The sequence below is a fragment of the Sphingobium sp. TKS genome (assembly GCF_001563265.1).
Classification (GTDB): Bacteria; Pseudomonadota; Alphaproteobacteria; order Sphingomonadales; family Sphingomonadaceae; genus Sphingobium.
Window position 1 is genome coordinate 26,094 of sequence record NZ_CP005086.1, and the last position, 10,799, is coordinate 36,892.

The window sequence follows — 10,799 nt, forward strand, 5'->3', positions numbered from 1 at the left end:
GCGTCTCATCAGCGGAGCAACCCTCGAATTCGGGCTGCGCGGGACCAATGCGTCATGCGCTACCTCTCATGTTTGTAGACGATGACCGCCCGCGAACCGATGTCCGGTCGTCGGCTCCAGATCTCGAAAGCCTCGATGCCCGGTAGTGTGCGAGGCAATGCATCAAGGACCTGCTGCCAGTTCTCATGTTTCTCGCTGATCATGATCGTCCGCTCGCCATCCACGGAATCGATGGTCAACATGACGATAAAAATCGTTGAAGCGCTATAAGGCAGGCGTGCGACCGAAACCTGACGGACGGCGCTCCATGGTTCGGACCAGTGCATTGCACGATTGCCGAGCACGACGGTGTCATGAGCAACATCAATGATTTCGATTGGCATTCTCTCAGGCTTGGCCATTCCCATCTTTAATCCTTTAGCGAAGGGAATAGTCGTTCCCTAAGCGCGGCTGCATCGGCCTGCCGTTCCTCGACGGTCTTGTCATCGATGGCATCGATCGCGCTTTGTAGATGGACCGCAACGGTGCCGCGTTCGTTAACCTGGTCAAGAAGAGCCAACGCCTTCTTCATCAGCGACAAGGCCTTCTCCGTGTCCCTTTGCTTTTGCATATTGCCTGCCGTCTACCTTCGCGCTTGTAGCTATAATCGTAGCAGGCTGGCATCAACATGTCTGAATTAGATCCATATTGCCTGCATAACCAAGAATGGAGTGCGCACAGATCGCTCATCCGGGTCGCAATCAGCTAGTCGTTCACCAGATTGTAGGCGATTCCGATCCGGCGCGGCGCGCTCGCGCGTTTTCCCAATGTACGCTCGATGAATTTTCGCGCCGCTACCTCGTTGGAGAAGGAAACAGTGATGCTCGAATGCGTGCGGCCGATGCGTCCCCAACGGAGCGCGACGATGACATGCCCAAATAGATCCTGTGACGCGTGTATATGATACGCCCGTGCTATGTTGCGCTCGGCATCGACCGCCTCAAGGGCACAGCACCAATCGACGAGTTGGGTTGGCGGCTCGAACATGGGAGGAACGTGCCAATGGGATTGCGGCCCGTCCAATTGATAAGCTGAATCAGTTTTGCCGCACTGATTCAGATTTTGAAGCTAGCATGAGGCATTCTCATGTTCGCCGACGATGTCGCTTCGCTCAGAGGAGACCATGACTGCCGGCTGCAGCACCCATGATCGTCGCGACCGAGAGGAGAAGGACGATCCGGTGCAGTCTCTCCATCCGCACGAAATCGCGGGTGGGATGGACCGCGCCAGCGGTGCGATGATGGTGCGCCAGAGGCTCGATGACGAAGAGCATGAGCGCGAAAATCGCCCATAGACATACCATGGCGTGCATCCACCAGAAGCGGGGATCGATGAAGCGACCCCACATCTGGCTACGATAGACCATCCACAGACCGCTCGCCCCGGCGATCAGAACCCAGATCCGGGCTTGAGGGGCGAAATGCTCCTCAAAGCGCCGGAACACTGCCAATCTCTCGGCGGGTGGATAGCCGCGACGGATGGACGGCATCACCACAAGCGTGACGAACGCGACCCCTCCGATCCAAACAACGATCGAGAGGACGTGCAGTGCGCGTGCCAGTGCGTCGCCCATCGCGCTAGCGTCAGGCCGCCAGTAATTCGTCGGCAGGACCGAAGAACTCATAGTGGATGCGATCGGATGGCACACCCGCCAGCGACAGGGTCGAGACCGCGTGGCGCAGAAACGGTCGAGGCCCGCAAATATAATAATGGGCGTCGGCAACCGACGTGTTGGCGACCAGCCACTCGTCGGAAATGATTCCGGCGACGTCATAGTCGCGGCCCGCAACCTCGTCGGCGAGCGGTGTCTGGTGGAAGTCGATCACCTGGATCGCCTTGGCGCCGGTCGCTAGCGTGCGCACATGATCCCGCATCGCGTGCGTCAGCTTGTCGTGGGTGCCGTGGATATACTGAACAGGGATGCCGGCATCCTCGTTGGCGAGGGCTTCGAGCATAGCGACCATCGGCGTGAGGCCGACACCTCCCGAGAGCAGCACGACGGGTCGTTCGTCATGATCGTCGAGAAAGAATTCGCCAGCCGGGGCGGCCACCTTCAGGACTGTGCCCACTTTGACGTCCCGGTGGATCCATCCTGAAGCCAGACCAAGCTCTTCGCGCTTGACCGAAATGCGATAGGTCTCGCCGTTGGGCGCAGCCGAAATCGAGTAGTTCCGCTTGACCGGCGGGTGGCCGGGGATCTCCAGCCAGAATGTCAAATATTGCCCGGGCTTATAGCCCATCACCGGTTGGCCATCGACCGGACGCAGTATGTACGAGTTGATCACGCTGCTCTCGCGAACCACAGCGTCGACGCGGAAGTCGCGCCAGCCATTCCAGCCTCCGCTCGCGCCCTTCTGTTCGCCATAGATGCGGCCTTCGCGCGCGATGAGGATATTGGCGAGGAACCAATAGGCCTCGCCCCAGGCCGCCAGGATTTCGTCGGTCGCAGCATCGCCGAGCACCGCCTTGATGGCCCCGAGGAGCGCCTCTGCGACATGCGGATAGTGCTCGGGCAGGATCTGGAGACCGACATGCTTTTGTGCGATCCTCTCGACAGCCGGTGCCAGCGCGCCAAGATTTTCGATGTTGCTAGCGTAAGCGAGGATCGCACCCGTCAACGCCCGCGGCTGCGACCCAGCATCGCCATGGTGCGACTGGTTGAACAGATCGCGGATCTCTGGGTTCTGAAACATGCGGGCATACATCTCATTGACGATATCCAGGCCATGGGCTTCCAGTGCGGGAACGGTCGCCTTGACGAGCGCGATCGTCTGTTCGCTGAGAGGTTGCGACATCATATTCTCCTGACTTTGAGGTTAAAAAACGGTGGTGCAATCCGAGGATCGACGATCAGACGTCTGGGCGATGATCGTAGAAATCGACCTGCATCTTCATCTGCCCGAGCGGGGTTACGAAATGCGGCTGTTGCGGAAGGACGAGCCCTGGCCTGTCCGGCGTCAGCACGATTTCCGAAGACGGATCGACATAGGTGAGCGTGAGCGCTCCTTCGATGACCCGGATCAGGCCCCACACGCCCGCCTTGGTGTCGTGACGCGCGCGCAAGGCCGCCGGGAGCGTGTGCTCATCAAAGATCGGTGTGGATCGATAGGGACGGCTTTCACTCACGAAACTGCACCTCTGTGGTTTTGATCGATCGCGCGGCCGGCCCGGCTTTGGGGCGCGGGGCCGAGCTTGAAGAATATTGCGAGCTGGAGGCTCTCCGCGATGCGTGCTGCCTTTAATTGGAGCGCGACCGCGGCTGCAGGTTCCATCAGTTCGTCAGTGGTCTGCTTCCAAAGATCCAGCCAGCGATCGAAGAGGGCCGGGGTAATCCGATCTTTGTGCTTAAGATGTGCCGGGACAGGTTGGCCCTTATAGCGTCCGGTCGTCAGCATCACCGATGACCAGAAATGGGCCAGCTTCTCTAGATGTTCGGGCCAATCATGCACTGCGTCATTGAAGATCGGTCCCAACTCGGCGTCTGCCCGGACGCGAGCGTAAAAGGCGTTCACCAAATGCGAGAGACTGCTCTCATTGATCGCTGAGGGACCGTTCACGACTCATCCTTCAATCATGCATTGTGGATACATCTATGATGAACGTTTGAAAGATGCAACAGAAATGCATATAAAATTACCGGGTCGGAGAAGGCCCGACAGGAACGAGCATGAAGCTGACGCTGTTCACTGATTATTCGATGCGCGTGCTGCTCTATCTCGCGGCGCGACCGGATCGCCTGTGCTCGATTGCGGAAGTCGCCCGGGCTTATGGGATTTCACAGAACCACCTGATGAAGGTGGTCAACGATTTGGCTCGTTCGGGCTACATCGATAGCGTCAGGGGGCGCAGTGGTGGTATTCGTCTCGGTAAGCGCCCCGCCGAGATCAACATCGGCTCGCTCGTCCGACATACGGAAGGAGGCTTTGATCTGGTCGACTGTGACGGATGCATCGTCGCGCCGGCGTGCCGGTTGACCGGCATCCTCAAAGAGGCACTTCGCGCATTCCTTTCGGTGCTCGACCGCTATACATTGGTCGATCTCGTTGTCAGTCCTCGCGATTTTGATCAGATCTTCGGCAAGCTCGAAGAGAAATCCTGATCTTTCTCTGCCAAGCTGGGGTTTGTCTGTCCGAGGCTGTTGCCGCGATAGCCGACAATGACGCTGCTATCGCGGCGCTCAGTGCCGCTGTCGAGCGCGGGGTGACTCTAGTCGGCAAGATCGTCGAATCGACGATGACCGCAGGTACCGACGACCAATAATTTTGGAGTTAAATCGCAAAACTATTCATTTGCCTGAGCGGGTCATTTTGCCCACGCTCAAACTCCAGTCGAGGAGAATCTGGTCCGGGGCCTGCCCGATAGGAGAGGACGCCTTACGCATGGGGCAGGTACCGAAGAAACGAGCGCCGGGCAGCCCGTTTTCATGGTCCGGGGTTTTATGGACGCTTGCGATGGCGGCCGGCGCCGCGGGCCTCGTTGCCCTGCAGAAGTCCCGCATTTTGAGCGAGGAGATGCTCATTCTGCTGGTCTTCGTCGCGGTGCCGGTGGCGGCATTCTGTCTCTCTGGCAAGGGGCAGGATCGCTCCGACGACCAGCCTGCCCCCAGGGACAAACGGTGCCAATAAGACGCGGCCGCGCACCGAGGGCCTTGATAGAGACGCGGTCGCGCCCGCGAACTTTCCAACAGAATATTTGCGCCTTACCATCAATATTTTGATCTACGAGAAGAGCAAAAAGCTCGGGTAATAGGGCCGCACCATAGGGAGGTGATGACCACGGTCTTAGACTGATCGTGACAATTACCCATTGTCACGGTTGATGAGTATGCCGAGTTCGCTTGCAGGCGGAATACGCCTGCCTTTACCCAATATCCATGTTGATCCGCAGAGGCTGCTCTTTTCGATGAGCAGCTTGATCGCTGCATCGATTACCTTGGCTATCGCATTTTCGGCCAGCCTCCCGCGCCCCTGGTGGGCGCTGCTGACGGTCTATGTGACAGCGCAACCAATGGCGGGCGCTTTCCGGCCGAAGGTGTTGTATCGGCTCGGCGGGATCCTGATCGGCGCGGGCATGACGATCCTGTTGGTGCCGAATCTCCAGAATTCTCCCGAATTGCTCGTGCTTTGCCTCGCATCCTGGGCGGGCCTGTGCATCTATCTTGCGGTACTCGACCGGACACCGCGCGCCTTCTTGTTCCAGATGGCGGCGTTTAGCGCGGCCGTCATCAGCTTTCCCTATCTCGACGATCCCGCGAACATCTTCGACACCACCATTGCCCGGGTCCAGGAGATGACCGTCGCGATCCTGTCGGTGACGGCCGTTCATGCCCTGTTGCAGCCGTGGAGCGCGACGCCGGTCATCCGGGCGCGGGCGCTATCCTTCTTGACGCATGCGCGGCGCTGGACCGTCGAGGCACTGGGCAGTGAGCACACCAGGCTTGAATATGAGCATCGGCGGATGCTGGCAGCTGACGTCACCGAACTGGGCATGATCGCCATTCATCTCCCGTTTGACCAGCGCTGGGCGCCGGCGACCCGGCGCCGAGTCATGGCCTTGCAGCAGCACCTCGCCAATGTGCTGCCCTTCGCATCGGCTGCCGCCAACCGCCTGGATCAATTGCGCGCAATGGCACCCCTGCGACCCGACCTGACGGCGTTGGTGGGCGAGGTGTCGGACTGGCTGGCGGATGAGGACGCCAGACCGGAACGTGCGGGACAACTCGTCAGGCAGTGCGAGACGTTCGCGCAGGAGATGGAGGCGAAGGCCGACTGGGCGTCGTTGCTCACCGCGAGCGCGTGCATCCGCATGGCGGATTTTCTTACGGCGCTCGCGGCCAGTCGCCGACTGGTGAACCGCATTGGCTCGCCGGGTCGCCCGAAATTCAAGAATGAGGTTGTCGAGCGTTTCGCGCTGGCGCGCGATCACGGTGTCGCTGCCCTGGCAGGTCTCGCGACGACGGTTGCGATCATGCTCTATTGCGCGGTCTGGATCCTGCTGGCCTGGCCTAACGGATCGGCGACTGCCGCCTTTGCCGCATTGATCACCTGCTCCTTTGCAGCACAGGATGATCCGGCTCCGGTGATCGGGCGCTATCTTACAGCCACCCTCAAGACGTTCCCGCTCGCGGCGCTGTACCTCTTTGTCGTCCTCCCGCGGGTGGACGGTTATGAGATGCTGATCATCACGCTCGCGCCGGCGCTGTTGTGGATGGGCTATATTCAGGCCGATCCCAAGCGGTCGCCGGAGGCGCTGCCGATGTTCTCCTGCTTCATCGTGGCCATGGGTTTTCTCGCGCGATTCCAGGCCGATTTCGCAGCGTTCATCAACACCGGGCTGGCGCAGATCGGCGGGATCGTCGCGACGCTCGCGGTCACTAAATTGTTTCGCTCGGCCAATGTGTTGTGGACGGCGCGGCGCATTCTGCGGAGCAATTGGGGCGAACTGTCTCGCCTGGCGGACATTCGCACGCCATTCGTGCCGCAGCGTTGGACGGCCATGGCGGTCGACCGTTTGGGACAGGTGGCCGCACGGATGGCCATCGCGTCACCGAGCGAAGCCCTGCATGCGGCCGATGGGCTTTCCGACCTGCGCATTGGCCGCAATATCATCCCGTTGCGGCGATCCTTGCCCCACGTCCCCCATGACGTTCGCCATGGCCTAGGCGCTGTCTTGTCGGGGCTGAGCGCCTTCTATGCGACCCGCTGGCGGAACGGTGCTCCCGATGCTCCGCCGCCTGCCTTGCTCGCCGCGATGGATTCCGCCCTGCACGCGTTAGTCGCACTCCCGGGCGACGAACATCGGCGGCAGGCGGTGCGGGCACTGGTCGGCATGCGCTGCAATCTGTTCCCATCCGCCGGGAAGCCGAGCGGAGCGATGCCATGATCGAAGAGATCAATATTCTCGGCGTCTATATTCCCGCCGCGCTGTTATGGGGGGTGCTAGCGGCTGTCCTGATCTATCTGGTCCGCGCGCCTCTCCAGCGTCTGCCTGTCTACCGCGCGCTGTGGCATCCCAGCCTGCTCGAGCTCGCCTGCTTCGTTCTCTTGTGGTGGGGGCTGAGCGTCCTTGCCGACATGTTCCTCTATTCCTGGCTCATCTCTTGATCATGCTGCATAAACAAAATCTCGTGCGTTCTATCACGACACTCCTCGTCATCCTGGCTACGCTTGGCGGGATCTATGCGTTGTGGTTGCGCTATCAGGTCGCGCCCGTCACCCGCGACGGCAAGGTCCGGGCTGATATGGTGCCGATCGCGGCCGACGTCAGCGGGCTCGTTACCGAAGTCCGCGTCCACGACAATCAGGTCGTGAAGAAGGGCGATGTGCTCTTCACGATCGATCAGCCTCGATATCGGCTCGCGCTGGAGCAGGCCGAGGCGAATGTCGCGAGCCAAAAGGTCGCCCTGGCGCAGGCCATCCGGGAGGACCGGCGTAACCGCGCCATGCCCGAGGTGATCGCGACCGAAGTGATCGAGCAGGGGCGGGCGCGGGTCGAGACGTTACGCGCAAGCATCGGCCAGGCCGTTGCCGCGCGGGATCTGGCCCAGTTCAACCTTGAGCGGACATTGGTCAGGGCGCCTGTCGGTGGTACGGCGTCAAATATGACGCTGCAGCCGGGCGTCTATCTGACGGCGGGCAAGCCCGCCTTCGCGCTCGTTTACGATGCCTCCCTCCGCGTCGAAGGGTATTTCGAGGAAACCAAGTTGCCCGACATTCGGGTCGGCGATCGCGCGAGTGTCTATCTGATGGGCATCGCCGATGAGGTCGAGGGCCATGTGCAGAGTATCGCGGGCGGTGTCGAGGATCGCGAACGGGCCGGTGCCGATGGGCAGCTCGCCAATGTGAACCCGTCCTTCACCTGGGTTCGTCTCGCGCAGCGCATTCCCGTCCGGATCGCGATCGACAAGATTCCCAGGAACGTCCGGATGATCCCGGGACAGACGGTCACGGTGATCGTGCATCCCCGCAAGGATGGGCGCGAGATCCACAGGAGCTTGCCGTGGTGAAGCGCGCACTTTCGTTTCTCTCGATTACGCTGCTCACGGGCTGTGCGGTGGTGGGACCGGATTATCATGTGCCCGAGGGTGCGATGATCAGCCAATCGGGTGCGCAAGGGGATTTCCTGTCGGGTAAGGCCGTTGCGAACGCCGAACCGCTGCCTGAGCGGTGGTGGACGCTCTATAATGATCCCGCGCTCGACGCGCTCGTCGTTCAGGCGCTCGAGGCGAACACCGATTTGCGGGTTGCCGAAGCCAATCTCCAGCGCAGCCTCGCTCTTCTCGATGCGCGCGGCGCAAGCCGCGAATTGCAAGGCAGCGCCAGCGCGGACACGAGCTATGCGCAGCGATCCGCAGAGGCGGAATTGCAGCATGTTCAACCGCCGACGCGCCAGATTTACAATGCCGGTATCGGTGTCAGCTATGATCTTGATCTCTTCGGCGGTCTGAGGCGCGGGATCGAGGCGGCGAGCGCCGATAGCGAGGCGGCGGCAGCGGCCCGCGACCTCGTGCGGGTCAACGTCGCCGCCGAAGCGACGCGGGCCTATGCTGAGATTTGCAACAGCGGATCCCAGATCGATCTGCTCAACAGCGTCGTCGCGCTTCAGGCAAAGAGCGTCGCTTTGACCCGCATCCTCATCAGCCATGGCCGCGTCGCCCCTTATGAGCTCGATCGGCGGCAAGCGGCGTTGGATTTGACCAGATCCCGCCTTCCGCGTCTCGCCGCCCGGCAGCGCAACGCGCTGTTCCGGATGACGGCGCTGTTGGGACGCACGCCGAACGAGGCTGATCTCGCGCTTCTAAACTGCCATCATGCGCTGCAAATGACCCAGATCCTGCCCGTAGGAGACGGTCAGGGGCTGTTGCGGCGGCGCCCTGACATCCGAATAGCCGAACGTCGCCTGGCCGCCTCGACGGCGCGGATCGGCGTGGCGACGGCCGATCTCTATCCGGACATCAAATTGGGAGCGTCGATCGGGTCGACTGGGGCAACGGCTGATTTTCTCTCGCCCGTGACCAACCGTTTCGGGTTGGGACCGTTGATCAGCTGGACGATCAACCGTCATGCGGTGCGTGGCAACATCGAGGCGGCAAAAGCGCAAAGCCGGGCTGATCTGGCGGCATTTGATGGCGTGGTCATCAAAGCGCTGCGCGAGATTGAATCATCGCTCACATCTTATGCCGCGGGTATCGATCAATTGGAAAATCTCGAGCGGTCGCGCGATGAAGCGGCCCGGGCGGCGCAGCGTACCGCGCAGCTGCGGCGGGGCGGTAAGATTGATGAGCTTCCTGCGCTCGAAGCCGAACGCGATTTTATCGCGGCGCAGCAAGCCGTGGCCGAGGCGAAAGCCGCCATGAACGAGGATCAGATTGCGCTCTTTCTGGCGCTGGGTGGCGGGTGGGCGGCACCGGCTTCCCACTGATCCGGCTCGGAACGCGCTTACCCATGCATCGGGTGGAAGGGTATCTTGATCCGGTGGCCGATAGTCTGGCGAATAGGACCGATTCTGGACGCTGCCTCAGGGAGCATAGACGGCTATTTATCCCACTGATTGTGCGCTTTGGCGTCTTGCGACCATGGCGTGCGTGCGTGAGGCCCATGATGCGCTATAGGCCTGCGCGAAGCCCCGCTCCCTTGCGCGGCTGACCACTCCCGGCGACATTCAATTGTCGCCGGGAGACCATTCACGAGCGCTCACGATACTGCGATATCAATTGGGATTCGGGCAGTTAAATGCAAGATTTCTGTTGGATAAGCCGCAAATAATGAAGTTGTGTAGGCGCTTTCAGCTCTTACCTTGGTCTTGAAATTTGGAGCGATCCGGTCGGCGTTTCCATCGCATCGACGATCGGGGGGCTCACTGCATGCGTGTTCGCACACGAACGCGGGACCAATATTAGGCGCACTGGCTTCTCAGCAAGACAGACGACTTGGATGTCAACTGCGCCATCAGGAGCAGTCGACATGGTGGAATGTCTCCATGACCCCGGGACTATCGCGGCGCTCAAACGCGCCGCCGCAGATGCCGCGATCGCGCGGGTCGAGGATGGTATGCTCGTGGGCCTAGGCACGGGAACGACGGTCTCCTTCCTTATCGCCGGTTTGGGGAGGCGCGTCACGGCCGGCTTGCGAATAGAGATTGTCGCCACATCGCATGCCACAGTGCGTCAGGCCGCCGCAGCGGGCTTGCCGATCCGACCCTTCAATAGCCTCGCGAGTGTCGATCTCGCAATCGACGGCGCCGACGAACTCGATGTGCAGTTGCGTGCGATCAAGGGCCATGGTGGTGCAATGCTGCGCGAGAAGATCGTCGCGGCGGCGGCTGCGCACATGGTCGCCATCATCGATGCGAGCAAGGAAGTCGTGACCCTCGGACGCGGTGTTCTCCCGGTTGAGACGTTGCCGTTCGCGGCCACCTTCGTCGCGCATCGGGTCGAGGCGTTGGGCGCAAGTGTCAGCATGCGGATGGCGGGCAATGTTCCGTACCGCACCGACCAGAATAATATCGTGCTCGATTGCGGTTTCGGCGCGCTCGCCGATCCTGAAGGTCTGGCGTCAGCCTTGTCTGCGATCCCCGGTGTGCTGGGTCACGGTCTTTTCCTCGATGAGATCGATGCCGCCTTTGTCGGCCGACGAGACGGTGTCGCGCACCTGATCCGCGCCGCGCAGGGTGTGATCCTATGACATGGAACGGGTCAACAGTTCGCGGGGGGCCGCCCCCGCCGGATTGTTCGGGCTCCGGTTCCGCGATTGGCGCTTTGG

The 10,799-nt window shown here is 61.0% G+C and carries 14 protein-coding genes; 7 read left to right on the forward strand and 7 right to left on the reverse strand.

All coding sequences use genetic code 11. The features are described from left to right. Positions 1 to 59: 59 nt before the first annotated feature. From K426_RS27655 to K426_RS27685, 7 genes are all read right to left on the reverse strand, one after another. On the reverse strand, positions 60 to 407 hold the full coding sequence (locus K426_RS27655) for a hypothetical protein (protein ID WP_066564405.1): 348 nt from the start codon (positions 405 to 407) through the stop codon (positions 60 to 62). A gap of 2 nt (positions 408 to 409) precedes the next feature. Next, positions 410 to 580: a hypothetical protein gene (locus tag K426_RS31955; RefSeq protein WP_158511799.1), complete on the reverse strand. Its 171-nt coding sequence runs from the start codon at positions 578 to 580 to the stop codon at positions 410 to 412. Positions 581 to 744: 164 nt separating this feature from the next. Then, on the reverse strand, positions 745 to 1,026 hold the full coding sequence (locus K426_RS27665; protein WP_066564409.1) for a WGR domain-containing protein: 282 nt from the start codon (positions 1,024 to 1,026) through the stop codon (positions 745 to 747). Positions 1,027 to 1,150: 124 nt separating this feature from the next. After that, positions 1,151 to 1,612, reverse strand: a complete 462-nt coding sequence (locus K426_RS27670; RefSeq protein ID WP_066564411.1) for a hypothetical protein — start codon at positions 1,610 to 1,612, stop codon at positions 1,151 to 1,153. Between the two features lie 10 nt (positions 1,613 to 1,622). After that, positions 1,623 to 2,834 (reverse strand): NO-inducible flavohemoprotein, encoded by a 1,212-nt coding sequence (gene hmpA, locus K426_RS27675; RefSeq protein ID WP_066564760.1) that lies wholly within the window; start codon positions 2,832 to 2,834, stop codon positions 1,623 to 1,625. A 55-nt stretch (positions 2,835 to 2,889) separates the two neighbouring features. Then, complete coding sequence (locus K426_RS27680) at positions 2,890 to 3,165, reverse strand: DUF1971 domain-containing protein (RefSeq protein WP_066564414.1); 276 nt, start codon at positions 3,163 to 3,165, stop codon at positions 2,890 to 2,892. Continuing rightward, positions 3,162 to 3,596: a group III truncated hemoglobin gene (locus K426_RS27685; RefSeq protein WP_066564417.1), complete on the reverse strand. Its 435-nt coding sequence runs from the start codon at positions 3,594 to 3,596 to the stop codon at positions 3,162 to 3,164. Before K426_RS27685 ends, K426_RS27680 begins: the two co-directional genes overlap by 4 nt. Before the next feature lie 110 nt (positions 3,597 to 3,706). Between K426_RS27685 and K426_RS27690 the strand changes: the two genes are divergently transcribed. The 7 genes from K426_RS27690 to rpiA all read left to right on the forward strand — a co-directional run bounded on the left by K426_RS27690 (position 3,707) and on the right by rpiA (position 10,721). Beyond that, complete coding sequence (locus tag K426_RS27690) at positions 3,707 to 4,138, forward strand: Rrf2 family transcriptional regulator (protein ID WP_066564420.1); 432 nt, start codon at positions 3,707 to 3,709, stop codon at positions 4,136 to 4,138. Positions 4,139 to 4,418: 280 nt separating this feature from the next. Next, positions 4,419 to 4,664 carry a hypothetical protein gene (locus tag K426_RS27695; RefSeq protein ID WP_066564762.1) on the forward strand — a complete coding sequence of 82 codons (246 nt, stop codon included), beginning with the start codon at positions 4,419 to 4,421 and terminating at the stop codon, positions 4,662 to 4,664. Between the two features lie 277 nt (positions 4,665 to 4,941). Beyond that, positions 4,942 to 6,921, forward strand: a complete 1,980-nt coding sequence (locus K426_RS27700) for an FUSC family protein (protein ID WP_145907819.1) — start codon at positions 4,942 to 4,944, stop codon at positions 6,919 to 6,921. After that, positions 6,918 to 7,142 (forward strand): DUF1656 domain-containing protein, encoded by a 225-nt coding sequence (locus K426_RS27705; protein ID WP_066564426.1) that lies wholly within the window; start codon positions 6,918 to 6,920, stop codon positions 7,140 to 7,142. Before K426_RS27700 ends, K426_RS27705 begins: the two co-directional genes overlap by 4 nt. A 2-nt stretch (positions 7,143 to 7,144) precedes the next feature. Beyond that, positions 7,145 to 8,044: an efflux RND transporter periplasmic adaptor subunit gene (locus K426_RS27710; RefSeq protein ID WP_066564428.1), complete on the forward strand. Its 900-nt coding sequence runs from the start codon at positions 7,145 to 7,147 to the stop codon at positions 8,042 to 8,044. Further along, on the forward strand, positions 8,038 to 9,459 hold the full coding sequence (locus K426_RS27715; protein ID WP_066564430.1) for an efflux transporter outer membrane subunit: 1,422 nt from the start codon (positions 8,038 to 8,040) through the stop codon (positions 9,457 to 9,459). Before K426_RS27710 ends, K426_RS27715 begins: the two co-directional genes overlap by 7 nt. A gap of 542 nt (positions 9,460 to 10,001) precedes the next feature. Further along, positions 10,002 to 10,721, forward strand: a complete 720-nt coding sequence (gene rpiA, locus K426_RS27720; protein WP_066564432.1) for a ribose-5-phosphate isomerase RpiA — start codon at positions 10,002 to 10,004, stop codon at positions 10,719 to 10,721. The last annotated feature ends 78 nt before the right edge of the window (positions 10,722 to 10,799 follow it).

What these genes read in the sequence shown, in the direction of transcription:
- K426_RS27695 (WP_066564762.1), top strand. Translation starts at nt 4,419, where the DNA reads ATGGGGCAGGTACCGAAGAAACGAGCGCCGGGCAGCCCGTTTTCATGG.
- rpiA (WP_066564432.1), top strand. Translation starts at nt 10,002, where the DNA reads ATGGTGGAATGTCTCCATGACCCCGGGACTATCGCGGCGCTCAAACGC.
- K426_RS27700 (WP_145907819.1), top strand. Translation starts at nt 4,942, where the DNA reads ATGAGCAGCTTGATCGCTGCATCGATTACCTTGGCTATCGCATTTTCG.
- K426_RS27655 (WP_066564405.1), bottom strand. Translation starts at nt 407, where the DNA reads ATGGGAATGGCCAAGCCTGAGAGAATGCCAATCGAAATCATTGATGTT.
- K426_RS27670 (WP_066564411.1), bottom strand. Translation starts at nt 1,612, where the DNA reads ATGGGCGACGCACTGGCACGCGCACTGCACGTCCTCTCGATCGTTGTT.
- K426_RS27710 (WP_066564428.1), top strand. Translation starts at nt 7,145, where the DNA reads ATGCTGCATAAACAAAATCTCGTGCGTTCTATCACGACACTCCTCGTC.
- K426_RS27665 (WP_066564409.1), bottom strand. Translation starts at nt 1,026, where the DNA reads ATGTTCGAGCCGCCAACCCAACTCGTCGATTGGTGCTGTGCCCTTGAG.
- hmpA (WP_066564760.1), bottom strand. Translation starts at nt 2,834, where the DNA reads ATGTCGCAACCTCTCAGCGAACAGACGATCGCGCTCGTCAAGGCGACC.
- K426_RS27705 (WP_066564426.1), top strand. Translation starts at nt 6,918, where the DNA reads ATGATCGAAGAGATCAATATTCTCGGCGTCTATATTCCCGCCGCGCTG.
- K426_RS27690 (WP_066564420.1), top strand. Translation starts at nt 3,707, where the DNA reads ATGAAGCTGACGCTGTTCACTGATTATTCGATGCGCGTGCTGCTCTAT.